The sequence below is a fragment of the Burkholderia pseudomultivorans genome (genome assembly GCF_001718415.1).
GTDB lineage: Bacteria > Pseudomonadota > Gammaproteobacteria > Burkholderiales > Burkholderiaceae > Burkholderia > Burkholderia pseudomultivorans_A.
This window is the reverse complement of record NZ_CP013378.1, coordinates 108709-134639: the sequence shown is the minus strand read 5'-3', so window position 1 is coordinate 134639 and position 25931 is coordinate 108709. Positions and strand designations below refer to the sequence as shown.

The window sequence follows — 25931 nt, the reverse complement described above, 5'->3', positions numbered from 1 at the left end:
GGGATCGCCTTGCCGCTTCCTTTGTTTGATCCGAGCGGCAAGGATGGTCAGCCGATCGTCATCAAATTCGCATTGCCGCCCGCCGCGGCCGTGTTCACGCTCACCGAACGCTCGGTCAGCAGCCGCTCGAGCGCGTAGTCCTCCGCGTCGCCGTTCTCGAACGCGCCCACCGACACGCCCTGCACCGACACGATCGGGCCCGGCCGCTGCGCGACGTCCTTCACCAGCGTCTGCAGCTCGTCGCTGTCGCCTTCGAACAGCACCGCGTCGAACGCCGCATCGGCCTGCTTGCGCACCGCCGCGTGCGCCTTCAGCGCGGCCGGCAGCGCGGCCGCCAGCGCCTCGCCCGCCGCGCCGGCGAACAGCGCGCGGTTGCCGGTCGCCAGCACCGCCGCGAACTGCGCGCGCGCGCCGGACGGCGTCGCCGCGACACACAGCACCGTGCCGCGCGGGCCGAGTGTATACGTGTTTCGCTCGCCCGTCGGCCCGGTCAGCACCGCGGTCGCGCCGGCCGGCACCTGCGCGAGATAGCCGTCGCAGCGCGCGGCCAGCGCCGGCTCGCGCTGCTCGATCAGCCAGTCGCGCAGCGCGGTCAGCGCCGCCGCCGGATGCTGGCGCTGGTCGCCCTCGACCGTGCCGTCCGCGATCAGCGTCTGCGCGAGCGAGCGCGGCAGGCCCGACGGACGCGTCGCGAGCAGGCGCTGCAGGTACAGCGCGCCGCCGGCCTTCGGGCCCGTGCCCGACAGCCCTTCGCCGCCGAACGGCTGCACGCCGACCACCGCGCCGATCACGTTGCGGTTCACGTAGATGTTGCCGACGTGCGCGCGCGAAATCACGTGCGCGATCGTCTCGTCGATCCGCGTGTGGATGCCGAGCGTCAGCCCGTAGCCGGTCGCGCGGATCTGTTCGAGCAGCTTGTCGAGCTGGCTGCGGCGATAGCGCACCACGTGCAGCACGGGGCCGAACACTTCGCGCTTCAGCTCGTCGATGCTGCCGATCTCGATCAGCGTCGGCGGCACGAAGGTGCCGTGCGCGCACGCCTCGGGCGCCGGCAGCTGCGTGACCGCATGGCCCTTGTCCTTCATCGCCGCGACGTGCGCGTCGATCGTGCGCTTCGCGTCGGCGTCGATCACCGGGCCGACGTCCGTCGACAGGCGATCGGGGTTGCCGAGCGTGAGCTCCTGCATCGCGCCCTTCAGCATCGTCAGCGTGCGGTCCGCGACATCGTCCTGCAGACACAGAACGCGCAGCGCCGAACATCGTTGACCGGCCGAGTCGAACGACGACTGCATCACGTCCGCGACGACCTGCTCCGCGAGCGCCGACGAATCGACGATCATCGCGTTCTGGCCGCCCGTTTCGGCGATCAGCGGAATCGGCTTGCCGTCCGGGTCGAGGCGCGCGGACAGCGTCTTGTTGATCAGGCGCGCGACCTCGGTCGAGCCCGTGAACATCACCGCACGCGTGCGCGGATCGGCGACCAGCGCCGCGCCGACGGTCTCGCCGTCGCCCGGCAGCAGCTGCACCGCGCCGGCCGGCACGCCGGCCTCGCGCAGCAGGCGCACGGCCTGCGCGGCGATCAGCGGGGTCTGCTCGGCCGGCTTCGCGAGCACCGTGTTGCCGGCCGCCAGCGCGGCGGCGACCTGGCCCATGAAGATCGCGAGCGGGAAGTTCCACGGGCTGATGCAGACCACCGGCCCGAGCGGACGATGCGTGTCGTTCGAGAATTCGCCGCGGATCTGCGCCGCGTAATAGCGCAGGAAGTCGACCGCTTCGCGGATCTCGGCGATCGCGTTCGGCAGCGACTTGCCCGCTTCGCGCACGATCAGGCCCATCAGCGTGTGCATCTGCGCTTCGAGCAGATCGGCCGCGCGCACCAGGCAGTCGGCGCGCGCATCGACCGGCGTCGCCTGCCAGATCGGCGCGGCGGCCACCGCGTGCGCGAGCGCCGCGCTGACGTGCTCGGCCGTCGCCTCGCTGACGGTGCCGACCACGTCGCGCTGGTCCGCCGGATTGCGCACGTCGCGGGCCGGCGCGTCGGCGAGCGTGTCGTCGGCCAGCATCGGCGCCGCGCGCCAGGGGTGATGCGCGCTCGCGAGCAACGCGGACGACAGCGACGCGAGACGATGCTCGTTCGACAGGTCGAGGCCCATCGAATTGGGACGCTCGTCGCCGTACAGGTTGCGCGGCAGCGGGATCTTCGCGTGCGGCGCGCCGAGCGGCACGACCTTCGACGCCTCGTCGACCGGATCGGCGATCAGTTCCTTCACCGACACCGACTTGTCGGCGATGCGGTTCACGAACGACGTGTTCGCGCCGTTTTCGAGCAGGCGGCGCACCAGATACGCGAGCAGCGTTTCGTGCGTGCCGACCGGCGCGTACACGCGGCACGGACGATTCAGCTTGTCGCGGCCCGTCACTTCCTCGTACAGCGGCTCGCCCATGCCGTGCAGGCACTGGAATTCGTACTGGCCCGGGTAGTAGTTCTGGCCGGCCAGGTGATAGATCGCGGCGAGCGTGTACGCGTTGTGCGTCGCGAACTGCGGGTAGACCGCGTCGGGCGCCGCGAGCAGCTTCTTCGCGCACGCGAGGTACGACACGTCGGTGTAGATCTTGCGCGTGTAGACCGGATAGCCTTCGAGGCCGTCGACCTGCGCCCGCTTGATCTCGGTATCCCAGTACGCGCCCTTCACGAGGCGGATCATCAGGCGATGGCGGCTGCGGCGCGCGAGATCGATCAGGTAGTCGATCACGAACGGGCAGCGCTTCTGGTAGCCCTGCACGACGAAGCCGATGCCGTTCCAGCCCGCAAGCTCGGGATCGAAGCATAGCGCTTCGAGCAGGTCGAGCGACAGCTCGAGCCGGTCGGCTTCTTCCGCGTCGATGTTCAGGCCGATGTCGTAGCGGCGCGCGAGCAGCGCCAGCGCGCGCACGCGCGGCAGCAGCTCGCTCATCGTGCGGTCCTGCTGCGAGCGCGAGTAGCGCGCGTGCAGCGCCGACAGCTTGATCGAGATGCCGGGGCCCTCATAGATGCCGCGGCCGCCGGCCGCCTTGCCGATCGCGTGGATCGCCTGCTCGTACGACGCGTAATAGCGCTGCGCGTCCTCTTCGGTCGTCGCCGCTTCGCCGAGCATGTCGTACGAATAGCGGAAGCCGCGCGCCTCGTACTTGCGGCTGTTCGCGAGCGCTTCGGAAATCGTCTCGCCCGTGACGAACTGCTCGCCCATCAGGCGCATCGCCATGTCGACGCCCTTGCGGATCAGCGGCTCGCCGCCGCGGCCAATCAGGCGCGTCAGTGCCGACGACAGGCCCGCTTCGCTGTTGGTCGTGACGAGCTTGCCGGTGATCATCAGGCCCCAGGTCGCCGCGTTCACGAACAGCGACGGCGCATGGCCGACGTGCGAGCGCCAGTCGCCCTTGCTGATCTTGTCGCGGATCAGCGCGTCGCGCGTCGCGCGATCGGGGATGCGCAGCAGCGCTTCGGCGAGGCACATCAGCGCGACGCCTTCCTGGCTCGACAGCGAGAACTCGTGGATCAGCCCTTCGACGCCGCCGCCCGAGCTTTTCTCGCGCAGCGCCTCGACCAGCCGGGTCGCGAGGGCCTGCACGTCCGCCTGCAGGTTGGCGGGCAGCCGCGCCTGGCCGAGCAGGAACGGCACGCATTCCGGTTCGGGACGGCGATACGCGGCCGTGATCGCCGCGCGCAACACCGACTGCGGCTGCACGTTCTGCGCGAATTCGAGGAACGGGTGCGGGGAGTTGTCGTCGTCGCCGTCCGCGGCCTGACCGTCGGCGAGATCCGCGACGCCGCTGTGACCGGACAGTTCGGGCGGCAGCTGGCCGTGCTCGATCCGTTCGAGATACGCGAAGATCGCCTGCTTGATCAGCCAGTGGGGCGTGCGTTCGAGACGCGTGGCCGCGTCTTTCAGGCGCGAGCGGAGAAGGTCGTCGACTTTGACGCCGAGGGTCGTGCTTGCCATGGTGGGTTCGTGTGCCGGCGCGAGTCCGGCGAAATGACGTGAGAGGATGCGCGAAATCCTACGGCACGCAATAAAAAGGTGCAACCGAATTTCAAGACGGGTTGCACCGGGAGGTTGATCAATATAATCAAAGGCTTACAGGGTTGCAACCTAGGGGTTGCCCGCGGTGCGGGGATCGGTGTTTTCCCTGATCGGACGAATCCGGCGGGGGTGTGCAACCGTCGGGACGGACGCCGGTCGATGAAAACGGTTGCACTGCGCGCGTCGGCGCGGGCTGCGAGAGAGAGGGAAAACCGGCAATAACGGATGGCAGCGGGGCAGGACGCGTGACGGCGGCGAACCCCGCCGTCGCAACACGCAGCGCGCCGCGCGCTCGCGTCGTCCGGATCGGATCAGATATCGCGGATCAGATATCGAGCGGGTCGACCTCGACGCTCCAGCGCAGCACGCCCTTCAGCGCGCGCAGCTCGGGCTGCCATGCGCGCAGCGCATGCTGCAGCGCGGCGCGCGACGCGCTTTCGAGCAGCAGCTGCGCGCGGTGCACGTTGGCGACCTTGACGATCGTCATCGGCACCGCGTCGTAGACCGTCACGCGATCGGCGCCCGGCAGCCCCGGCAGCGCAGCCGCGGCCTGCTGCAGGAACGCGAGCGCCGCGTCGAGCGTGCGCGCTTCGGCGCGCAGCAGGGCCTGGTAGACGAACGGCGGCAGGTGCGCGTCGCGGCGCTCGCCGAGCGTCGAATTCGCGAAGCCGACGTAATCGTGCCGCGCGAGCGCGTGGTACAGCGCATGACGCGGATAGCGCGTCTGCACCAGCACCTCGCCCGGCAGCCCGGCGCGCCCCGCGCGGCCGCTGACCTGCATCAGCTGCGCGAACAGCCGCTCGCTCGCGCGGAAGTCGTGCGAGAACAGCGCCGTATCGGCGTTGAGCACGCCGACCAGCGACACGCGCTGGAAGTCGTGCCCCTTCGCGATCATCTGCGTGCCGACCAGGATGTCGACCTCGCCCGCGTGCACGTCGGAGAACAGCGCCTGCGCGCTGCCCTTGCGGCGCGTGCTGTCCGCGTCGATGCGCAGCACGCGCGCGCCCGGCACCGCCTCGGCGAGCGATTCCTCGATGCGCTGCGTGCCGCGTCCGAGCGGCGCGATGTCGACGTTCCCGCATTCGGGACACGAGCGCGGGATGCGCGCCTCCCAGCCGCAGTGATGACAGCGCAGCGCGTGCTCGGGCTTGTGCAGCACCACGTACGCGCTGCAGCGCGGGCAGCCCGCGACCCAGCCGCACGCGTCGCACGCGAGCTGCGGCGCATAGCCGCGCCGGTTCAGGAACACGAGACTTTGCTCGCCGCGCTCGAGCCGCGCCTTCAGCGCCGCGACGAGCGGCCCCGACAGCCCGCCCATCGACGCGCGCCCGCGCCGCCGCTCCTCCTCGAGATCGATCAGCCGCACGGCCGGCAGCGTCGCGTCGGCCACCGCGCGGCGCGACAGCGTGAGCCGCGTGTAGCGCCCCTGCTCGGCCTGCCACCAGCTTTCAAGCGACGGCGTCGCGGAGCCGAGCACGACCGGGATGTCGAGCTGCTTGGCGCGCCACACGGCAAGATCGCGCGCCGAATAGCGCAGCCCTTCCTGCTGCTTGTACGCCGGCTCGTGCTCCTCGTCGACGACGATCAGCGCCAGCGTCGGCAGCGACGCGAGCACCGCGAGACGCGTGCCGAGCACGATCCGCGCGCGGCCCGTATGCGCGGCGAGCCAGTTGCGCGCACGCTCGCCTTCGGCGAGTCCGCTGTGCAGCGTGACGATCGCATCGTCGGCGAGCGCGCCCGCGAAACGCGCGCGGAATGCCGCCTCGAACTGCGGCGTCAGGTTGATTTCGGGGACCAGCACCAGCGCCTGCGCGTCGGGCCGCGCGTCGAGCAGCGATGCGAGCGCCTGCAGATAGACCTCGGTCTTGCCGCTGCCCGTCACGCCGTGCAGCAGGAACGGCGCGAAGCCCTGCGCCGCGCGGATCGCGTCGAACGCCTCGGCCTGCTGGTCGGTGAGGGCCGGCGGCACAGCCTGTCCACCGGTTGTCGACAGCTTGTCCACAGACTTGGGCACAGCCGCGTCGGCCCAGCCGATTTCGGCGATGTCGACCCAGCCGCGCGCCGCCCAGTCGTCGAGCGTCGCGGCCGCTTTCGGATGCAGCGCGCGCACATCGGGCAGCGTCAGCGCATCGGCGTCGGCCAGTGCCTGCGCGAGCCGGCGCAGCGCGGCTCCGCGCGCCGGCAGCGCATCGGGCAGCGCCCCGCGGCCGGCTTCGGTCAGCCGGTAGCGCACCTCGGGCGCCAGCAGCCGGCCCCAGCGGCCGGCATCGCGCAGCGCCTGCGGCAGCGCCGGCAGCGCCACTTCGCCGCGCCCGCGCTGGTAGTAGTCGGCGGCGAACGACACGAGCGCGAGCCAGTCCGCCGACAGCGGCGGCAGGTCCGCGCAGACTGCGTCGATCGCGCGCAGCCGGGACGGCGGCACATCGGTGTGAGCCGTCACTTCGCAGACGAGGCCAACCGCCTGCCGCCTGCCGAACGGCACCTGCACGAGCGTGCCCGGCACGGGCGCCGGCTGCACGTCGCAGCGATAGTCGAACAGCGTCGCGAGCGGATGGTCGAGTGCAACCCGCAGATAGGTGCCGTCCATCACCGCGCTCCGGTCGGGACGGGTGTCGCGCAGACGGCCTGCGCGCGCGTCCGCATCGCGGCGGCGAACTTAAAGTAAAACTTCAGATTCGGCGCTAAGTTTTGGATTCGCATTAGGAATCGCCGCAATACGCTGCCCAGCCTGTGGATAACTTTGTTGAGAACTCGCCGTCCGCGGCGCGCGGAGCGCGCGGGGCCGTGCTTTGCGGCGTTTTTGCCCGTCTGCGACGGGCCCCCGCGGAGCCTTATTCCATAAGGCTGCTATTCAAATTCCCGAATCATAGCGAGGCGAATTGACCGACACGAGGCTCTACCGCGCTGCAACGTGGAAAATGTGCATAAGTCAAGTCTTGACAAGCATCGAATCGGCAGCCGGTGCGGGGTTGCGCCCTGTTTAGCGCCGCCCGCGAAACGCGCTCATTTCGCAACGCAACATGAGCGCGCTTGCATTCAGCCGGCCGCCCCGCTACGGATCGCGCGGCTGTGGCGATGCACCTCGTCGACGAGTTCCGCGACGTGTTCGGGCGGCGTGAACTGCGAAATGCCGTGCCCGAGGTTGAACACGTGGCCCGGGTGGTTGCCGTAGCTGTCGAGCACCGCACGCGCCTGTTCGCGCACCACGGCCGGCGGCGCAAACAGGATCGTCGGGTCCAGGTTGCCCTGCAGCGCGACGCGCCCCGCGACGCGCTCGCGCGCGGCGCCGACATTGACCGTCCAGTCGAGCCCGACCGCATCGACGCCGGTCGATGCGATTTCCTCGAGCCACAGCCCGCCGCCCTTGGTGAACGTGATCACCGGCACGCGCTCACCGTCGTGCTCGCGCTTGAGCTGCGCGACCACGCGGCGGATGTAGTCGAGCGAATAGCGCTGGTACGCACCGTCGGCCAGCGCGCCGCCCCACGTGTCGAAGATCATCACGGCCTGCGCGCCCGCTTCGATCTGCGCGTTCAGGTACGCGGCCACCGCCTGCGCGTTCACCTCGAGGATCCGGTGCATCAGGTCGGGGCGCGCATACGCCATCGACTTGACCGTGCGGAAGTCGTCCGAGCCGCCGCCTTCGACCATGTAGCACGCGAGCGTCCACGGACTGCCGGAGAAGCCGATCAGCGGCACGCGCTGGCGGCCCTGGCCGTCGGTCAGCGCGCGGCGGATCTCGCGCACGGCGCCGGTCACGTAGCCGAGCGTCGCTTCGATGTCCGGCACCGCGAGTTTCGCGACGTCGGCCTCGGTGCGCACCGGATGCGCGAACTTCGGCCCTTCGCCGACCTGGAAGTCGAGGCCGAGGCCCATCGCGTCGGGAATCGTCAGGATGTCCGAGAACAGGATCGCGGCGTCGAGCGGGAAGCGCTCGAGCGGCTGCAGCGTCACTTCGGTCGCGTAGTCGGGGTTCTTCGCGAGGCCGAGGAAGCTGCCGGCGCGCGCGCGCGTCGCGTTGTATTCGGGCAGATAGCGGCCGGCCTGGCGCATCAGCCAGATCGGCGTGTAGTCGGTCGGCTCGCGCAGAAGCGCACGCAGGAAGGTGTCGTTGAGCAGGTTATGGGCCACGGTGAGAGCGACGATGCGAGGGCAAAGCGGCATTTTACCGGAGCGGCGCGCTCGGGCTGCGCATGCCGGTGCGATGGCGGCCATATGACGCGCGCGATGGCTCCGTTATGATCGGACGCTGTTATCGAACCGAACAACGGAGGAGACCGATGAAGACACTCGCGACGATCGCCGCGGCCGCGGCCGCACTGCTTTGCTGCGGCGCCGCGCACGCGCAGGCCGCGACGCCCAGCCCCGCCGCCGCCTCGCGGCTCGACGAAGTGCTGGCGCGCGGCACGCTGCGCGTCTGCACGACGGGCGACTACAAGCCGTATTCGTACTACCGCGCGGACGGCCGCTTCGAAGGCATCGACATCGACATGGCCGAATCGCTCGCGAAATCGCTCGGCGTGAAGGCCGACTACGTGAAGACGAGCTGGCCGAACCTGACCGCCGACTTCGTTGCGAAGTGCGACATCGCGGTCGGCGGCGTATCGACCACGCTCGAGCGGCAGAAGCGCGCGTTCTTCACGCAGCCTTACGTGGTCGACGGCAAGACGGCGATCGTGCGCTGCGCGGACGCCGACAAGTACCAGACCGTCGCGCAGATCGACCGGCCCGACACGCGCGTGATCGTGAACCCGGGCGGCACCAACCAACGTTTTGCAAAGCAGCATTTCACGCACGCGAACCTGAGCGTCTATCCCGACAACGTGACGATCTTCAAGCAGATCCTCGCGGGCAAGGCCGACGTGATGGTGACGGACGCGTCCGAGACGCTGCTGCAGCAAAAGTTGAATCCGGGGCTGTGCTCGCTGCATCCGGACAAGCCGTTCCAGTTCGGCGAGAAGGCGTACATGGTGCCGCGCGGCGACGTCGTGTTCCAGCAGTACGTCGACCAGTGGCTGCACCTTGCGCTGTCGACCGGCGAGTATCAGGCGATCTCGGACAAGTGGCTGAAGTAGCGGCGCACGCCGCACGCGCGGCGACGGCCGATAACGGGCGCGACCCCGTTCCGGTCGCCGCCGCACGCCCGTCGATATCGCGCCGGAACGAAAAAATCGGCTTCGTTTGGCCGTTTGGCCGACTACCGCGCATGTCGCGCACGTTTCAAAATCTTTCCGACGATTGAATCGACGCATGCCGATGCGCACTCCCGACGCATTTTCTCGCCTCGAAATGAACGCTTGATCGAGCCGGATACGCATGAAAAACGCATCGTAAGCATGCGATGAAAACTCTGCTGAATATATGGGTAAAAATGACCTTTTTCAGGATCCCGAAAACTGCAAAAAATCCCGGAAAGCCTTATCTGGCGGGCGTTACAACCTGAAACACTTTGTTACCGCGACAGGTCATTAATTCGCCCACAATGGCCTCAACGGTTTCAACACGGATGCGGTCTCGTGTGCCAAGTGTGAGCGGACGCGAAGCGCTGCGAGCCAGTCGGTCACGTACCGAAGCCCTTCCGAGGGGCATCCCTGTTGGAGTCGTTTCCGGCCCCACGCCGGACACGGTTTCAACTTTGGTCTCCTCGCGCTAACCCCGTAGCGTGTGGTTTTTAGCGGGCTAATAAGCCCGCTTTTTTTCGTCCATAGAAAACGCAACGGCCCTTCGTCGGGCCGCCGCGTCCTTCGTAGGCCGAACCATCAGGCCGTCTTCTGCACGTCGAGCTTGAGCTCCTCGATCATCCGCTCGCGCATCACGAATTTCTGCACCTTGCCCGTCACCGTCATCGGCAGTTCGTCGACGAAGCGGATATAGCGCGGAATCTTGTAGTGGGCAATCTGCCCCTGGCAGAACGCACGCACGTCGTCCTCGGTCATCTGCTCGTCCGCGCGCAGCACGATCCACGCGCACAGCTCCTCGCCGTATTTCGGATCGGGCACGCCGAACACCTGCGCGCTCTGGATCTTCGGATGCCGAAACAGGAATTCCTCGATCTCGCGCGGATAGACGTTCTCGCCGCCGCGAATCACCATGTCCTTCAGCCGGCCGACGATATTGCAGTAGCCGTCCGCGTCGAGCGTCGCGAGATCGCCCGTATGCATCCAGCCGTCGATCAACACTTCGCGCGTCTTCGCCTCGTCGTCCCAGTAGCCGAGCATCACCGAATAGCCCTTCGTGCACAGCTCGCCGGTCGCGCCGACCGGCACGATCTCGCCGCTCGGGTCGACGATCTTCACTTCGAGATGCGGCTGGATGCGCCCGACCGTCGTCGTGCGCTTCTCCAGCGGATCGTCCGTCGAGCTCTGGAACGACACCGGGCTCGTCTCGGTCATCCCGTACGCGATCGTGATCTCCGACAGGTGCATCTGCGACACGACGCGCTTCATCGTCTCGATCGGGCACGGCGAGCCGGCCATGATCCCGGTGCGCAGCGTCGACAGGTCGAACTTCGCGAACTGCGGATGATCGAGTTCCGCGATGAACATCGTCGGCACGCCGTGCAGCGCGGTGCAGCGTTCTTCGGCCACCGCCGCGAGCGTCGCGACCGGGTCGAACGCCTCGCCCGGGAACACCATCGCCGCGCCGGTCGACACGCACGCGAGCACCGCCAGCACCATGCCGAAGCAGTGATAGAGCGGCACCGGAATGCACAGCGCGTCCTGCTCGCTGAAACGCATCGCCATCGCGATCGAGCGCGCGTTGTTGACGACGTTGCGATGCGTGAGCGTCGCGCCCTTCGGGCTGCCGGTCGTGCCGCTCGTGAACTGGATGTTGATCGGATCGGTCGCCGCGAGCGTCGCGCCGAGCGCATCGAGCGCGGCGGCATCGACCGTGTCGCGGCCGCGCGCCATCACGTCCGCGAAGCGGAACATGCCGGCCGGCGCGACGTCGCCCATCGACACGATCGTGCGCAGGCTCGGCACGCGCGCCGCGTGCAGGTCGCCCGGCGTCGCGGTCGCGAGTTCCGGCGCAATGGTCTGCAGCATTTCGACATACGCGGACGTCTTGAAGCGCTCGGCGGCGATCATCGCCTTGCAGCCGACCTTGTTCAGCGCGTATTCGAGTTCCGCGAGCCGGTAGGCGGGATTGATGTTGACGAGGATCGCGCCGATCCGTGCGGTCGCGAACTGCGTGAGCAGCCATTCGCTGCGGTTCGGCGACCAGATGCCGACCCGGTCGCCCTTCGCGATGCCGAGCGCGGCGAGGCCCGCTGCGAGCACGTCGACCTCGTGCGCGAACTCGCGCCAGGTCCAGCGCACCTGCTGCTCGCGAAACACGACGGCCGGCCGCTCGGGAAAGCGCCCGGCCGTATCGCGCAGGAACCGGCCGATCGTCGCCTCCGACAGCGGCACGCCGGTCGCGCCGCGCACGTACGACAGTCCGTTCTCGGGCGCGATCAGCGCCCCCACGCCAAGGTCTGCTGCCATGAGTGTCTCCGTCCGTTTTTGTCTGATCAGGCCGCGCCTGCGCCGTCGCCCGGCACGACCTCATCGCGGATGATGCCGCGCTCCGCTGACGATACTTTGACAGCAAATCTCCGCGCGCGGATGAAATAGCACGACCGGACGAAACGACGCGTCGCACGGCGGCAAAACGCAGACGAAAAAAAAGCAGCCCGAAGGCTGCTTTCTTTCGCGGGATGCGCGACGCGGCTCAGTGCCGGCTGCGAATCTTCGCCAGACGCTGGATCGCCTCGAGCTGCGCCATCGCGGTCGCGAGCTCGGATTGCGCCTTCGCGAGGTCGATGTCCGACTTCGCGTTCTGCAGCGTCTCCTCGGCGCGCTTGCGCGCTTCCTCGGCCTTCGCCGAGTCGAGGTCCTTGCCGCGGATCGCGGTGTCGGCGAGCACCGTCACGGCGCCCGGCTGCACTTCGAGAATGCCGCCCGCGACGAACACGAATTCGTCGTTGCCGCCCTCGACTTCGATGCGCACCGCACCCGGACGAATCCGCGTGATCAGCGGCGTGTGACCCGGCAGAATACCCAGCTCACCCGTTTCGCCCGGCAGCGCGACGAATTTCGCCTCGCCCGAGAAGATCTGCTCTTCCGCGCTGACGACGTCTACTTTGATGGTTGCCATATCGACTCCTGTCGATCGGAGCATGCGCTTTGGCGCGGACTCCGATCCCATGCACGGCGGGTTGAGCGTGTTGCTGCGGCGCGAGCGGCCGGGGAATAAGTCACGGGTGACTTATGCGTCCGACCGGCACGCGCCGGCGTGCTACTCACTCGAACCCTTACTGGATCTTCTTGGCCTTCTCGAAGGCTTCGTCGATCGTGCCGACCATGTAGAACGCCTGTTCCGGCAGGTGGTCGCACTCGCCGTCGACGATCATCTTGAAGCCACGGATCGTTTCCTTCAGCGGCACGTACTTGCCCGGCGAGCCCGTGAACACTTCAGCGACGTGGAACGGCTGCGACAGGAAACGCTGGATCTTGCGCGCACGGGCGACCGACAGCTTGTCTTCCGGTGACAGTTCGTCCATGCCCAGAATCGCGATGATGTCGCGCAGTTCCTTGTAGCGCTGCAGCGTCTGCTGAACGCGGCGGGTGATCGAGTAGTGCTCTTCACCGATCACGTTCGGGTCGATCTGGCGCGACGTCGAGTCGAGCGGGTCGACCGCCGGGTAGATACCCAGCGAAGCGATGTCACGCGACAGCACGACGGTTGCGTCGAGGTGGCCGAAGGTGGTTGCCGGCGACGGGTCGGTCAAGTCATCCGCAGGGACGTACACGGCCTGAACCGACGTAATCGAGCCCTTCTTGGTCGACGTGATGCGTTCCTGCAGCTTGCCCATTTCTTCAGCCAGCGTCGGCTGATAGCCCACTGCCGACGGCATACGGCCGAGCAGTGCCGACACTTCGGTACCGGCCAGCGTGAAACGGTAGATGTTGTCGACGAAGAACAGCACGTCGAGGCCTTCGTCACGGAAGAACTCGGCCATCGTCAGGCCGGTCAGCGCGACGCGCAGACGGTTGCCCGGCGGCTCGTTCATCTGGCCGTACACCAGCGCGACCTTGTCGAGAACGTTCGAGTCCTTCATTTCGTGGTAGAAGTCGTTCCCTTCACGGGTACGCTCGCCCACGCCCGCGAACACGGAGTAACCGCCGTGCTCCTTCGCGATGTTGTTGATGAGCTCCATCATGTTGACGGTCTTGCCCACGCCTGCACCGCCGAACAGACCGACCTTGCCGCCCTTTGCGAACGGGCAGATCAGGTCGATGACCTTGATGCCCGTTTCGAGCAGTTCGGTCGACGGCGACAGTTCGTCGAACGCCGGCGCCTTCTGGTGGATCGAACGCTTCGTTTCGCTTTCGATCGGGCCCGCTTCGTCGATCGGACGGCCGAGCACGTCCATGATCCGGCCGAGGGTCGGCTTGCCGACCGGCACCGAGATCGGGTTGCCCGTGTTCTTCACGGTCAGGCCGCGGCGCAGGCCGTCGGATGCACCCAGACAGATGGTACGGACCACGCCGTCGCCCAGCTGCTGCTGGACTTCGAGCGTCAGTTCCGAGCCATCGAGAATGAGCGCGTCGTAGATCTTCGGCATGCTTTCGCGCGGGAATTCCACGTCGATAACGGCGCCGATGCACTGTACGATCTTGCCTTCTACCAAAGCAGCAGTACTCATCGCTTTTCCTTTAAATACCTGATTCTTTACTCGCGCAAAGGCGCAGTTGTCGTCCCGGACGCGCGCTTAAACAGCGGCTGCGCCGCCGACGATCTCCGACAGTTCCTTCGTGATCGCGGCCTGACGGCTCTTGTTGTACACGAGCTGCAGTTCGCTGATCACCGTCTTCGCGTTGTCGGACGCGGCCTTCATCGCGACCATGCGCGCCGATTGCTCGGACGCCATGTTCTCCGCGACGGCCTGGTACACCAGCGCCTCGACGTAACGCACGAGCAGCTCGTCGACGACTGCCTGCGCGTCCGGCTCGTAGATGTAGTCCCACGACGTGGCCGGCGTACCGTCGTCGGCCTCGAAGTGCTCCGACGACAGCGGCAGCAGCTGCTCGATCACCGCTTCCTGCTTCATCGTGTTGATGAAGCGCGTGTACGCGAGATAGACCGCCGACAGCTTGCCTTCCGAGTACAGATCGAGCTGCGTCTTCACGGCGCCGATCAGCTTGTCGAGATGCGGGGTGTCGCCGAGGTGCACGACCTGCGACATCACCTTCGCGCCGAAGCGGTTCAGGAACCCGAGGCCCTTGCCGCCGATCGCGGTGGCTTCGACCTTCTGGCCCTTCTCTTCCAGCTCCTTGAACTTCTGCACCGTCGCACGCAGCACGTTGGTGTTCAGACCACCGCACAGACCCTTGTCCGTCGTGACGAGGATGATGCCGGCCGTCTTCGCGCCTTCGTTCGCCACCATGAACGGGTGGCGGTACTCCGGGTTCGCACGGCTCATGTGCGCGGCGATGGCACGGACCTTGTCCGCGTACGGACGAGCGGCGCGCATGCGTTCCTGCGCGCGGCGCATCTTCGATGCGGCCACCATCTCCATCGCCTTCGTGATCTTGCGCGTGTTCTGCACGCTCTTGATCTTGCCGCGAATTTCCTTCATTCCAGCCATAGCTTGCTCCTTTGCGCCCCGAGTTAGCGCTTCAGCGCTTGCTCGGGGCTCATGCACCGCTCACCGAAGCGGCGCGGGCGCCTCAGCACCCGCGCGGCCTCAGTGTGTCACTCGCGGATCAATAGGCACCCGACTTCTTGAAGGATTCGATCGCCGCGCGCAGCGCGCCTTCGTCGTCCTTCGAGAGATCCTTGGTGTCTTCGATGCGCTTGATGAGGTCAGCGTGGCTCGTCTTCAGGTTTTCGCGCAGGCCCTTCTCGAACGGCAGCACCTGCTTCACGTCGAGATCGTCGAGGTAGCCGTTGTTGGCGGCGTACAGCGACACGGCCAGCTCCCACACCTGCAGCGGCTGGTACTGCGGCTGCTTCAGCAGTTCCGTCACGCGGCGGCCGCGCTCGAGCTGCTTGCGGGTCGCTTCGTCGAGGTCCGATGCGAACTGCGCGAATGCGGCGAGTTCACGGTACTGTGCGAGGTCGGTACGGATACCGCCCGACAGCTTCTTCACGACCTTCGTCTGCGCGGCGCCACCGACACGCGACACCGACACGCCGGCGTTGATTGCCGGGCGGATGCCTGCGTTGAACAGGTCGGTTTCCAGGAAGATCTGGCCGTCGGTAATCGAGATCACGTTCGTCGGAACGAACGCGGTCACGTCGCCAGCCTGCGTTTCGATGACCGGCAGTGCCGTCAGCGAGCCGCTCTTGCCCTTCACTTCGCCGTTCGTGAACTTCTCGACATACTCTTCCGACACGCGAGCCGCGCGCTCGAGCAGACGCGAGTGCAGATAGAACACGTCGCCCGGGTACGCTTCACGGCCCGGCGGGCGGCGCAGCAGCAGCGAGATCTGACGGTATGCCCAAGCCTGCTTGGTCAAGTCGTCATAGATGATCAGCGCGTCCTGGCCGCGATCGCGGAAGTACTCGCCCATCGTGCAGCCCGCGTACGGTGCGAGGTACTGCATCGCGGCGGAATCCGATGCCGAAGCGGCGACGACGATGGTGTACGCCATCGCGCCCGTTTCTTCGAGCTTGCGCACCACGTTCATGATCGACGAAGCCTTCTGGCCGATCGCGACGTAGATACAGATCAGGTCCTTGCCCTTCTGGTTGATGATCGCGTCGAGCGCCACCGCGGTCTTGCCGCACTGACGGTCGCCGATGATCAGCTCACGCTGGCCGCGGCCGATCGGCACCATCGCGTCGATCGACTTGATGCCCGTCTGCACCGGCTGCGACACCGACTTGCGCCAGATCACGCCCGGGGCGATCTTTTCGATCGCGTCGGTCAGCTTCGCGTTGACCGGGCCCTTGCCGTCGATCGGGTTGCCGAGCGCGTCGACCACGCGGCCGACGAGTTCCGGGCCGACCGGGACTTCGAGAATGCGGCCCGTCGTCTTGACGATGTCGCCTTCCGAGATGTGTTCGTATTCGCCGAGAATCACCGCGCCGACCGAGTCGCGCTCGAGGTTCAGCGCGAGGCCGAACGTGTTGCCCGGAAACTCGAGCATTTCGCCCTGCATCACGTCGGACAGGCCGTGGATGCGCACGATACCGTCGGTCACGGAGATCACGGTGCCCTGGTTGCGAACGTCTGCGCTCGCTTCAAGGCCCTGGATCCGGCTCTTGATCAGCTCGCTGATCTCAGAGGGATTGAGTTGCATTATTCGCTCCTGATAGTCAATTCTGTTGCGTGCCGGCGTGGCGCTCAGGCGGTCAACGCAGCCTGCATCGATGCGAGGCGCGCGCGAACCGAGGTGTCGAGCACTTCGTCGCCGACCGTCACGCGCACGCCGCCGATCAGCGACGAATCGACTTCGACCGTCGGTTTCAGCTTGCGCTTGAACTTGCGTTCGAGGCTCGCGACAAGCGTGTCGAGATCCGCGCCGTTCAGCGGGAATGCGCTCACGATCTCGGCGTCGGCTGCGCCTTCGCGTTCGTTCTTGAGCGCCTCGAACTGCTCGGCGATTTCCGGCAGCAGCGCGATGCGATGATTGTCGACCAGCATCTGCACGAAGTTCTTCGCTTCGGCGCCGGTTGCGAGCGGCGACTTCACCGCGGCAAGCAGCAGCTCGGCCACTTGCGCGCGCGTCACCTTCGGATTCGACGCGATGGACAGCACTTCCGGCAGACGCGCAACCTGGGCCAGCTCTTGCACGAGCGTGGACCAGGCGGCGATGTCACCCCCCTCGGCCACGCGGAACAGCGCTTCTGCGTAAGGGCGGGCGATGGTTGCAAGTTCGGCCATGATCAGAGCTCGGCTTTCAGTTGATTCAGCAGTTGGGCGTGGGCCGTTTGATCGACTTCGCGCTTCAGGATCTGCTCGGCGCCCTTCACGGCCAGCGCGGCGACTTCGCCACGCAGCGCTTCGCGCGCCTTCACGATTTGCTGTTCTGCTTCCGCCTTCGCCTGCGCGACGATGCGGGCGGCTTCAGCCTGGGCGTTGGCCTTGATTTCCTCGGCGACCGCCTGTGCACGCTTTTCAGCGTCGGCGATGCGCTGCTGGCCGTCGTTGCGGGCCTGCGCGAGTTCCTGGTCCACGCGCTTGTGCGCTGCTTCGAGTTCCGCCTTGCCCTTCTCCGCGGCGGCGAGGCCGTCGGCGATCTTCTTCGAACGTTCGTCGAGGGCGTTGATCAACGGCGGCCACACGAATTTCATCGTGAACCACGCGAGGACCAGGAACACGACCATTTGCGCAAACAGAGTTGCGTTGAGATTCACGGTGTTTCCTTATCTGCTATTCCGGAAAAATGAAACGGTAAGGCGCTCATCGAGTTGCATTCGATCAGCGCCCCAAGTCTCCGTTCCGCCCTGCGCCGGCTCACGCCGGGCGCATATTTCCGAGGAACCTTAGCCTGCGAGCTTCGACAGGAGCGGGTTCGCGAACGCGAACAGCATTGCAACACCCACGCCGATCAGGAATGCCGCGTCGATCAGGCCAGCCAGCAGGAACATCTTCGTTTGCAGCGGGTTGATGAGTTCCGGCTGACGTGCGCAGGCTTCGATGTACTTACCACCCATCAGCGCGATACCGATACAGGCGCCGATTGCACCCAGGCCGATGATGATGCCGATACCGATGGCGGTCAGACCCTGGATGTTGGCGATGTAAGCTTGCATGATCACTCCTTTGAGAAAAGACTTGGAACTGAGATTTAAAAAACTAAAACGAAGACTCTTTTTTGCACGCCGTGCTTAATGCTTGTCGTGCGCCTGGCCGAGATACACCAGCGTCAGCATCATGAAAATGAATGCCTGCAACAGAACAATCAGGATGTGGAAGATTGCCCAGACGCTGCCTGCGATCACATGACCAACGAAGCCGAGGAACGTTGCATCGCCACCGAAGCTCCACATGCTGCCGAGCAGGGCGATCAACAGGAACAACAGCTCACCCGCGTACATGTTGCCGAACAGCCGCATGCCGAGCGAGACGGTTTTCGCGACGTATTCGACGATGTTCAGCGCGAGGTTCGGAATCCAGAGCAGCGGGTGGCCGCCGAACGGCGCCGACAGCAGCTCGTGCGCGAACCCGCCTGCGCCCTTGATCTTGATGCTGTAGTAGATCATCAGGACGAACACGCCAAGCGCGATGCCGAGCGTGCCGTTCAGGTCGGCCGTCGGAACGATGCGATGGTGGGAGATCACGTCCGACAGACCGAGCCAGCCGATGACGCGGCCCGGCAGGTCGACGGGAAGGAAGTCGAGGGAGTTCATCAGCGCGACCCACACGAACACCGTGAGGGCGAGCGGGGCGATGAAGGTGCGATTGCCGTGGACGATGGCCTTCGACTGGTCTTCGACCATTTCGACGAGCATCTCGATCGCGCACTGGAAACGGCCCGGCACGCCCGGCGTTGCCTTGCGGGCAGCCAGGCGCAGCAGGACGATCGTCACGATGCCGCAGACGATCGACCAGAACAGCGTGTCGAGATTCCAGACGTGGATGTCGAAAATCGACGTCTGATGCGAGGTGGAGAAATTCTGCAAGTGGTGCGCAATGTACTCGGACGGATCCGGACCGCGCGTGCCTTCGCTAGCTGCCATATCGTTAATGCCACCCAAATTGTCGAAAATCGTTTTGCCTGTTCCGCAACACGCTATTGCGGGAACGGGCCGGTGCGATTCGTTGTCGAAACCGCACGCTGCTGTTTTTTACCGCCAGGCCAGCGCGATCCAGTACGTCTTCAGCACGACGAGGTACGTGACGAGGAGCGGCACCCAGTGCACGCCGGCCCAGCCGAACGCCACTGCTGCGAACATCCCGATCGTCAGACCGAGCTTCAGGGCTTCGCCCATCACCCAGCTCATCACGGTGGCCGAGCCACCTGCCTTCAGTCGTGCCACGAACAACGCGCTGGGCACCCAGCCGATCGCTCCGCCCAGAAACGCGGACTGCGCAGCGGCGCCCGGCGACTTCGAAAACAGCCACCACGCCAGCGTTGCAACCAGGGACAGGGCCACCTGCACGATCACCACCCTGGAGGGGGTGACGCGCGACGGCTTGCTCACGTTCGGGCCGAACAGCCTCTCGGCCTCCGCCCGTGTGAGCGGAACGATGTTGTTATCCTGCTGCTCGGCATCCCAGTCGTCGGCATCGGATTCGCGCCGCTCGCCGGCCGCTGAAGCGGTGCGTTGCGCGCGGTGATCATCGTGCCCGTTGTTCGGCGCCTGACCCGCCATCGCAGTAATCCGCAAAATCCTGAAACCGCCCCCAAGCTTTCCGAAAGCTTTCAGGGGTGCCTAGCTAACAAATCCGGGCGATTGTAAGCGATAGTTGCAACTGATTCAAGGCTTTAGACGCGACAAAAACCTGCGTAAAACGACCACTCATCATGTGAAAAACGCGCGAATCGACGACGTACGATGACAGTTGTAAGGTCAACTTTCCGCACCGGTATTTCTTGCGCGAAAAGTCGGTCGAGATCGGATAGCAGCGGAAACGACGCCCGATCGGAACTGTCGCGGCGCGACGGGATCGGGACAGGAAAGTCGCCGCGAAGCGGTGACTCGAAACGGCGCCCGGGCGGACGCCGGAAGCAAGCGAAACGCTGTGAGCAGGTGCACGCGATCGACGCGCACAGCACGACGACTGTGTATCAAATAATCCGCGCGATAGTTGCAATGCCGCCACAGGCGATCGACTGTGGATCACCCCACCACCGCGTCGCATCCGATCACGGCGAATGCTGTGGCCGCCCTCGCCGCACCGCCTCTCGAAACTGTGCGCGCGCCGCTCAGCCGTGAACCAGCAGCCACGCGCCCAGCGCCGCACCGACCAGCGCGAACGGGATCGATACGAGATGAAACGGCAGCCACATGCGCGGCTCCTTGGCGAGCCGCACCGCGATCAGGTTCGCGAGCGAGCCGATCGCGAAACCGAAGCCGCCGACCGACACACCGAACGCCAGTGCGCGCCAGTCATGCGTGAACTCCGACAACAGGATCGCGGCCGGCACGTTGCTGATTCCCTGCGACAGCACGGCACCGGCCGCGAAGACGCGCAGCGGCGAATCGAGCTGCGCCCGCGCGATCGCGTCATGCACGACCGGCAGCGCGGCCGCGCTGCGCAACACGACGAACATCAGCACGAAAATCAGCAGCAGCAGCCAGTCGATCTTCAGGACTGCCTGGCGTTGCGCGACGAGCAGCACGAGCGTGACGGCGATCAGTGCGGGCAGCGGATGGTGCGCGTCGGCGAGCAGCACGAACGCGGCGAACATCACCGCGGCGACCAGCGCGTGCATGCGCTGCACCGGCCCCGTCGCGACGTCGCCCGACAGGTCGAGCGGCTTCGCGCGAAACGCGCACGCGGTCAGCACGAGCAGCAGCAGCATCAGCGCGACGGCCAGCGGCCCGAGCGTCACGACGAAGCGGCCGAACGACACGCCGCTCAATTGCCACAGGAAAAGATTCTGCGGATTGCCGAGCGGCGTCGCGACCGACCCCGCATTGACGGCCAGTGCGACGACGATCACGAGCCGGCGAAACGGCAGCGGCGTCAGCGCACGCAGCGATACCATCAGCGGCACGACGACGAACAGCGCGACGTCGTTGGTCAGCCACATCGACAGCACGGCCGCGAATACGACCAGCAGCATCGCAAGGCCGCGCTCGGAACGCACGTGATGAACGATGCGGTGCGCGAGCCACATCAAGCAGCCGGACAGCTCGAGCGCCTTGGTCAGCATCAGCAGCCCCGCGAGCGTCGCGACCGTCTGCCAGTCGACACGGCCGGCCAGTACGCCGAATGGTTGCGGACGCACCCATTCCAGCACGACCAGGCCCAGGACCAGCACCGACAGCACGGGTTCCTGCGCGAGCCATCCGAGCCACCGGCGCGGCGCCAGCGCGCTCGCATCATCCATCGATGTGGCCTCGTTATTCTTCGGTTGCGACGTTGCCGCGCAGCCGCGCGAGTATGCCCTCGAGCGCATCGAGGTTGCCGAAGTCGATCATCACCTGCCCTCGCCCGCGACGGCCGAGCTTGATCTTCACCGTCGACGCCAGCAGGTCGGACAACTCCTCCTCGAGACGACGCGTGTCGCGCCCGCCGTCGTCCTTCGCGCGCGCCTTCACGGCCGGCGCTTCCTTGGTCGTCTGCGCGACGAGTTTCTCGGTCTCGCGCACCGACATGCGCTTGTTGACGACCTGGTGTGCGAGCGTGATCTGCGTCGCTGCATCGACTGCAAGCAGCGCACGCGCGTGCCCCATGTCGAGGTCGCCCGCGAGCAGCATCGTCTGGACCGGCGATGCGAGATTCAGCAGGCGCAGCAGGTTCGACACCGCGCTGCGCGAACGACCGACCGACTCGGCCGCCTGTTCGTGCGTGAAACCGAATTCGTCGAGCAGGCGCTGGATGCCGTGCGCCTCTTCCAGCGGATTCAGATCTTCGCGCTGGATGTTCTCGATCAGCGCCATCGCGGCGGCGGCCTGATCGGATACATCCTTCACCAGCACCGGCACCTCGTCGAGCCCGGCGAGACGCGCCGCGCGGAAACGCCGCTCGCCCGCGATGATCTCGTATTTGTCTGATGAAATGGGCCGCACCAGGATCGGCTGCATCACGCCCTGCGCGCGAATGCTGGCCGCCAGCTCCTGCAGGCTGCCTTCGTCCATCCGCGTGCGCGGCTGGTACTTGCCGGCCTGCAGCTTGCCGAGCGCGAGCGTGTTCGGCGCCCCTTCGATCTTCACCGCTTCGGTGATGTCGGCGCTGCCGCCGAGCAGCGCTTCGAGGCCACGTCCCAAGCCCTTCTTCTTTGGTACGGCGTTCATGTCTTTCTTCCTCGCTTCGCTCATGTCCGGCTCACGATGCCTCGAACGCGCGGACGCGCTCGATCATCTCTGCACCGAACTGGAGATAGGCCTGCGCACCGCGCGAGCTGCGATCGAACACGACGCCCGGCAGCCCGTAACTCGGCGCTTCCGCCAGGCGCACGTTGCGCGGAATCACCGCGTCGAACACCTTGTCGCCGAAGTGCGCTTTCAGTTGATCGGAGACCTGCTGCTGCAGCGTGATGCGCGGATCGAACATCACGCGCAGCAAGCCGATGATCTTCAGGTCGCGGTTCATGTTCGCGTGAACCTGCTTGATCGTGTTGACGAGATCCGAGAGCCCTTCGAGCGCGAAGTATTCGCACTGCATCGGGATCACGACGCCGTGCGCTGCGCACAGGCCGTTCAGCGTCAGCAACGACAGCGTCGGCGGACAGTCGATCAGCACGAAGTCGTAATCGTCCTCGACGCGCTCGAGCGCCGCCTTCAGTTGGCGCTCGCGGTTGTCGATGCCGATCAGCTCGATCTCCGCACCGGACAGCTCGCGGTTCGCGGGCAGCACGTCGTACGTGACGGCCTCCGGCCGGATGCGCGCATCGGCAACCGACACGCCGTCGACCAGCACTTCGTACACGGTCGATTCGCATGCGGCCTTGTCGATCCCGCTGCCCATCGTCGCGTTGCCCTGCGGGTCGAGATCGATCAGCAGGACTCGTTGCTCCTGCGCTGCAAGGCTTGCGGCGAGATTGACCGATGTCGTCGTCTTGCCGACGCCCCCCTTCTGGTTCGCAACGCAGAAGATCTTTGCCATCGTTGGTGTGTTCCTCTTACCTTCAAACAATCGGCGCGCCAGCGCGCGCCGTCAAATCGCTTCGTCGACGGTCACTTCGATCAGATGCCGTTCGGCATCGAGCATCGGGACCGTCAGCCGCATCGTCTGCTTCACGTGGCTGCCTTCCGGCAGTCGCGCAATCTCGTCGTGCGGATGCACACCCTTCATTGCCCAGATCGATCCGCCCGGCGCGACCAGATGTCGAGCAAGTTTAACGAAGTCGGACAGGTCAGCGAAAGCGCGCGATACGATCATGTCGAATTTTTCCGGCACTTCGACGCCCGGCTGCAGCGATTCGACCCGCCCGGTCACCACCGACAGGTTGGCGAGCTTCAACTCCGCGCGGGTCTGCGTCTGGAACGCGGACTTTTTTTGCACGATGTCGTTCAGCGTGATCTGCCAGTCGGGCTCGACGATCGCCAGCACGATGCCCGGCAACCCGCCGCCCGAGCCGACGTCGAGCACGCGGGCCGACGCGCGACCACGTAGGTGCGGAACGATGGAGAGCGAATCGAGGATGTGCTGGATCAGCATCTGCTTCGGGTCGCGGATCGCGGTCAGGTTGTAGACCGCGTTCCACTTGCCGAGCAGGGCTACATAGTCGAGCAGCTGGTTGCGCTGCGTATCCGTCAGTGCCAGGTCGAGCGCGGCCGCGCCTTCGACGAGCATCTGTTCGAGTACGTCCCGATTAACCGCCGGCGCGCGACGCGCCGTCATTGGCGCGTCGGGACGACGTCGTCCCCCTGCTCTGTTGCCGATGCGGCGGCGCCGCTGCGGCGGCCGAGGCCGCGCCGCTTCAGGTGCACCATCAGCAGCGAAATCGCCGCCGGCGTGACGCCCGAAATGCGCGACGCCTGCCCGATCGTTTCCGGCCGGAACTGATTGAGCTTCTGGCTCACCTCGAACGACAGGCCACGCACTTCGCGGTAGTCGATGCCGTCCGGCAGACGCGTGTTCTCGTTCGCATCGTTGCGCTCGATCTCGGTTGCCTGACGCTCGATGTAGCCCTGATATTTGATGCCGATCTCGACCTGCTCCTTGATCTGCGCAAGCAGCACCGGATCGTCGGCCAGCGGCTCAGCCGGGCCGCATTCGCCACCCTTCAGCCCGCACACGCCGTCGTAGGTGATGCCCGGACGGCGAAGCAGCTCGGCGAGGCTGTATTCGTGATCGATCGCCTTGCCGAGCAAGGCGGTCGCCTCTTCCGGCGGCAGCGTCTTCGGCGTCACCCAGGTCGTCTTCAGGCGCTCTGTTTCACGTGAAACAGCATCGCGCTTGCGGCAGAACGCATCCCAGCGCACGTCATCGACGAGGCCCAGTTCGCGACCGATCTCGGTCAGGCGCATGTCCGCATTGTCTTCACGCAGGCTCAACCGGTACTCGGCCCGGCTCGTGAACATCCGGTACGGCTCTGCGACGCCGCGGGTCACGAGATCGTCGACCAGCACGCCGAGGTAAGCCTGATCGCGGCGCGGGCACCATGCATCCTTTTCCTGCACGTAGCGGCCGGCATTGAGGCCGGCCAGCAAGCCTTGCGCCGCCGCTTCTTCGTAGCCGGTCGTGCCGTTGATCTGGCCCGCAAAGAACAGCCCGTTGATCGCCTTCGTCTCGAGCGACGCCTTCAGCGCGCGCGGATCGAAGTAGTCGTACTCGATCGCATAGCCGGGGCGCAGGATATGAGCGTTTTCGAGGCCGCGCATCGAATGCACGAGCTCGAGCTGCACGTCGAACGGCAGGCTCGTCGAGATCCCGTTCGGGTAGAACTCGTTGGTCGTCAGCCCTTCCGGCTCAAGGAAGATCTGGTGCGATTCCTTCGACGCGAACCGGTGAATCTTGTCCTCGATCGACGGACAGTAGCGCGGGCCGACGCCCTCGATCACGCCTGTATACATAGGCGAACGGTCGAGGCCGCCACGAATGATGTCGTGCGTGCGCTCGTTCGTATGCGTGACCCAGCATGGCAGCTGCTGCGGATGCTGTTCGGCCCGGCCCAGGAACGAGAACACCGGGATCGGGTCGAGATCGCCCGGCTGCTCTTCCAGCTTCGAGAAATCGATCGTGCGGCCGTCGATACGCGGTGGCGTCCCGGTCTTCAGGCGGCCCTGCGGCAGCTTCAGCTCCTTCAGGCGCGCCGACAGCGACACGGCCGCCGGATCGCCCGCGCGGCCGCCCGTATAGTTGTTCAGGCCGACGTGAATCTTGCCGTCGAGGAACGTGCCGGCCGTCAGGACGACCGCGCGTGCGCGGAAGCGAATGCCGATCTGCGTGACGGCGCCGACCACGCGGTCGCCTTCGACCATCAGATCGTCAACGGCCTGCTGGAACAGCCACAAATTCGGCTGATTCTCGAGCCGGCGGCGGATCGCAGCCTTGTACAGGATGCGGTCGGCCTGCGCGCGCGTCGCCCGCACGGCCGGGCCCTTCGACGAATTGAGGATCCGGAACTGAATACCGCCCTCGTCCGTCGCGGCCGCCATCGCGCCGCCCAGCGCGTCGACTTCCTTGACCAGATGGCCTTTGCCGATGCCGCCGATCGACGGATTGCAGCTCATCTGGCCGAGCGTTTCGATGTTATGGGTCAGCAGCAGCGTCTTCGCGCCCATTCGGGCGGACGCCAACGCGGCTTCCGTGCCGGCATGACCGCCGCCGACGACGATGACGTCAAATTCTGTGGGATAAAGCATGGTGGATTCCGTACGCAGAGCTGCGCACGAACCTATCTGAGAAATGTATGGGGCGAATTATAGCGGGTTCGCTTTTCGCTCGAAGGCCGTCCGAATGGTAGGGTCTGTTCATTTCGACGATTTTCCTTTGCTCGATCGGCCAATCTGTGCGAATTCGCGCCATCCCGGCCGGGCGACTGTGGGACCAGAGCCGGGAAATCGTCGGCTCGCTGTGGTCTGCGCTGCGCGCCGGACAAACAAGCCTGTGGACCGAACGGACACGGACGTCGGGCGCATCAATTCGATCCCTCTCTCACAGAACTTTCGATTGACTGCCAGAGACTTGTCCACTGGCCGCCGTCGGCGGTGCCGGCACGATCCATGTTCCGCCAACATCAAGGCCGGGCAGTGACAGTGCGCTTTCCAGATCGGTGCCTCTTCACAGCACTTCCGACTATTCCTTCCGTAGTT

General features: G+C 65.9%; 19 protein-coding genes. 1 reads left to right on the top strand and 18 read right to left on the bottom strand.

Features of this window, described 5'->3' with window-relative positions; translation table 11 throughout:
- Nucleotides 1-47: 47 nt before the first annotated feature.
- The 3 genes from putA to hemE all read right to left on the bottom strand — a co-directional run bounded on the left by putA (nucleotide 48) and on the right by hemE (nucleotide 8192).
- Nucleotides 48-3980, bottom strand: coding sequence for a trifunctional transcriptional regulator/proline dehydrogenase/L-glutamate gamma-semialdehyde dehydrogenase (gene putA / locus WS57_RS13575; RefSeq protein ID WP_069244408.1), 3933 nt, complete (start codon nucleotides 3978-3980; stop codon nucleotides 48-50).
- Nucleotides 3981-4386: 406 nt separating this feature from the next.
- Nucleotides 4387-6648, bottom strand: a complete 2262-nt coding sequence (locus tag WS57_RS13570) for a primosomal protein N' (protein WP_059514726.1) — start codon at nucleotides 6646-6648, stop codon at nucleotides 4387-4389.
- Between the two features lie 449 nt (nucleotides 6649-7097).
- Nucleotides 7098-8192 (bottom strand): uroporphyrinogen decarboxylase, encoded by a 1095-nt coding sequence (gene hemE, locus WS57_RS13565; protein ID WP_009690719.1) that lies wholly within the window; start codon nucleotides 8190-8192, stop codon nucleotides 7098-7100.
- Between the two features lie 149 nt (nucleotides 8193-8341).
- Between hemE and WS57_RS13560 the strand changes: the two genes are divergently transcribed.
- Nucleotides 8342-9136 (top strand): transporter substrate-binding domain-containing protein, encoded by a 795-nt coding sequence (locus tag WS57_RS13560; RefSeq protein ID WP_069244407.1) that lies wholly within the window; start codon nucleotides 8342-8344, stop codon nucleotides 9134-9136.
- Between the two features lie 684 nt (nucleotides 9137-9820).
- On the opposite strand, the gene WS57_RS13555 is transcribed toward WS57_RS13560, so the two are convergent.
- The 15 genes from WS57_RS13555 to mnmG form a co-directional block, all read right to left on the bottom strand.
- Nucleotides 9821-11548: an AMP-binding protein gene (locus WS57_RS13555; RefSeq protein ID WP_060333890.1), complete on the bottom strand. Its 1728-nt coding sequence runs from the start codon at nucleotides 11546-11548 to the stop codon at nucleotides 9821-9823.
- A gap of 226 nt (nucleotides 11549-11774) precedes the next feature.
- Nucleotides 11775-12200: a F0F1 ATP synthase subunit epsilon gene (locus tag WS57_RS13550; RefSeq protein WP_040128667.1), complete on the bottom strand. Its 426-nt coding sequence runs from the start codon at nucleotides 12198-12200 to the stop codon at nucleotides 11775-11777.
- A gap of 157 nt (nucleotides 12201-12357) precedes the next feature.
- Complete coding sequence (gene atpD / locus WS57_RS13545) at nucleotides 12358-13752, bottom strand: F0F1 ATP synthase subunit beta (RefSeq protein ID WP_006762966.1); 1395 nt, start codon at nucleotides 13750-13752, stop codon at nucleotides 12358-12360.
- 66 nt (nucleotides 13753-13818) lie between these two features.
- Nucleotides 13819-14694 (bottom strand): F0F1 ATP synthase subunit gamma, encoded by an 876-nt coding sequence (gene atpG / locus WS57_RS13540; RefSeq protein ID WP_009690279.1) that lies wholly within the window; start codon nucleotides 14692-14694, stop codon nucleotides 13819-13821.
- 118 nt (nucleotides 14695-14812) lie between these two features.
- Nucleotides 14813-16354, bottom strand: a complete 1542-nt coding sequence (gene atpA, locus WS57_RS13535) for a F0F1 ATP synthase subunit alpha (RefSeq protein WP_009690280.1) — start codon at nucleotides 16352-16354, stop codon at nucleotides 14813-14815.
- A 44-nt stretch (nucleotides 16355-16398) separates the two neighbouring features.
- Nucleotides 16399-16938, bottom strand: coding sequence for a F0F1 ATP synthase subunit delta (locus WS57_RS13530; protein WP_009690281.1), 540 nt, complete (start codon nucleotides 16936-16938; stop codon nucleotides 16399-16401).
- A 2-nt stretch (nucleotides 16939-16940) separates the two neighbouring features.
- Nucleotides 16941-17411, bottom strand: coding sequence for a F0F1 ATP synthase subunit B (locus WS57_RS13525; protein WP_006401466.1), 471 nt, complete (start codon nucleotides 17409-17411; stop codon nucleotides 16941-16943).
- A gap of 129 nt (nucleotides 17412-17540) precedes the next feature.
- Nucleotides 17541-17810 (bottom strand): F0F1 ATP synthase subunit C, encoded by a 270-nt coding sequence (gene atpE / locus WS57_RS13520; RefSeq protein ID WP_006482730.1) that lies wholly within the window; start codon nucleotides 17808-17810, stop codon nucleotides 17541-17543.
- Between the two features lie 75 nt (nucleotides 17811-17885).
- Nucleotides 17886-18737, bottom strand: coding sequence for a F0F1 ATP synthase subunit A (gene atpB / locus WS57_RS13515; protein WP_009690282.1), 852 nt, complete (start codon nucleotides 18735-18737; stop codon nucleotides 17886-17888).
- 108 nt (nucleotides 18738-18845) lie between these two features.
- Entirely contained in the window at nucleotides 18846-19373 is a 528-nt protein-coding gene (locus tag WS57_RS13510; protein WP_009690283.1) for an ATP synthase subunit I, read from the bottom strand.
- 554 nt (nucleotides 19374-19927) lie between these two features.
- The gene (locus tag WS57_RS13505; RefSeq protein WP_060251107.1) at nucleotides 19928-21058 is read right to left on the bottom strand and encodes an SLC13 family permease; all 1131 of its coding nucleotides are present in this window, start codon (nucleotides 21056-21058) and stop codon (nucleotides 19928-19930) included.
- Between the two features lie 13 nt (nucleotides 21059-21071).
- The gene (locus tag WS57_RS13500) at nucleotides 21072-21965 is read right to left on the bottom strand and encodes a ParB/RepB/Spo0J family partition protein (RefSeq protein WP_009690285.1); all 894 of its coding nucleotides are present in this window, start codon (nucleotides 21963-21965) and stop codon (nucleotides 21072-21074) included.
- Nucleotides 21966-21996: 31 nt separating this feature from the next.
- Nucleotides 21997-22776 carry a ParA family protein gene (locus WS57_RS13495; protein ID WP_009690286.1) on the bottom strand — a complete coding sequence of 260 codons (780 nt, stop codon included), beginning with the start codon at nucleotides 22774-22776 and terminating at the stop codon, nucleotides 21997-21999.
- A 51-nt stretch (nucleotides 22777-22827) separates the two neighbouring features.
- Nucleotides 22828-23514 (bottom strand): 16S rRNA (guanine(527)-N(7))-methyltransferase RsmG, encoded by a 687-nt coding sequence (gene rsmG / locus WS57_RS13490; protein WP_009690287.1) that lies wholly within the window; start codon nucleotides 23512-23514, stop codon nucleotides 22828-22830.
- Complete coding sequence (gene mnmG, locus WS57_RS13485; RefSeq protein WP_009690288.1) at nucleotides 23511-25481, bottom strand: tRNA uridine-5-carboxymethylaminomethyl(34) synthesis enzyme MnmG; 1971 nt, start codon at nucleotides 25479-25481, stop codon at nucleotides 23511-23513. Before mnmG ends, rsmG begins: the two co-directional genes overlap by 4 nt.
- Nucleotides 25482-25931: the final 450 nt, after the last annotated feature.

Coding starts and splice junctions, on each gene's coding strand:
- WS57_RS13560 (WP_069244407.1), top strand. CDS start 8,342: ATGAAGACACTCGCGACGATCGCCGCGGCCGCGGCCGCACTGCTTTGC.
- WS57_RS13495 (WP_009690286.1), bottom strand. CDS start 22,776: ATGGCAAAGATCTTCTGCGTTGCGAACCAGAAGGGGGGCGTCGGCAAG.
- WS57_RS13510 (WP_009690283.1), bottom strand. CDS start 19,373: ATGGCGGGTCAGGCGCCGAACAACGGGCACGATGATCACCGCGCGCAA.
- WS57_RS13530 (WP_009690281.1), bottom strand. CDS start 16,938: ATGGCCGAACTTGCAACCATCGCCCGCCCTTACGCAGAAGCGCTGTTC.
- putA (WP_069244408.1), bottom strand. CDS start 3,980: ATGGCAAGCACGACCCTCGGCGTCAAAGTCGACGACCTTCTCCGCTCG.
- mnmG (WP_009690288.1), bottom strand. CDS start 25,481: ATGCTTTATCCCACAGAATTTGACGTCATCGTCGTCGGCGGCGGTCAT.
- WS57_RS13570 (WP_059514726.1), bottom strand. CDS start 6,648: ATGGACGGCACCTATCTGCGGGTTGCACTCGACCATCCGCTCGCGACG.
- atpE (WP_006482730.1), bottom strand. CDS start 17,810: ATGCAAGCTTACATCGCCAACATCCAGGGTCTGACCGCCATCGGTATC.
- WS57_RS13500 (WP_009690285.1), bottom strand. CDS start 21,965: ATGAACGCCGTACCAAAGAAGAAGGGCTTGGGACGTGGCCTCGAAGCG.
- WS57_RS13550 (WP_040128667.1), bottom strand. CDS start 12,200: ATGGCAACCATCAAAGTAGACGTCGTCAGCGCGGAAGAGCAGATCTTC.
- WS57_RS13505 (WP_060251107.1), bottom strand. CDS start 21,058: ATGGATGATGCGAGCGCGCTGGCGCCGCGCCGGTGGCTCGGATGGCTC.
- atpB (WP_009690282.1), bottom strand. CDS start 18,737: ATGGCAGCTAGCGAAGGCACGCGCGGTCCGGATCCGTCCGAGTACATT.
- rsmG (WP_009690287.1), bottom strand. CDS start 23,514: ATGACGGCGCGTCGCGCGCCGGCGGTTAATCGGGACGTACTCGAACAG.
- atpA (WP_009690280.1), bottom strand. CDS start 16,354: ATGCAACTCAATCCCTCTGAGATCAGCGAGCTGATCAAGAGCCGGATC.
- atpG (WP_009690279.1), bottom strand. CDS start 14,694: ATGGCTGGAATGAAGGAAATTCGCGGCAAGATCAAGAGCGTGCAGAAC.
- WS57_RS13555 (WP_060333890.1), bottom strand. CDS start 11,548: ATGGCAGCAGACCTTGGCGTGGGGGCGCTGATCGCGCCCGAGAACGGA.
- atpD (WP_006762966.1), bottom strand. CDS start 13,752: ATGAGTACTGCTGCTTTGGTAGAAGGCAAGATCGTACAGTGCATCGGC.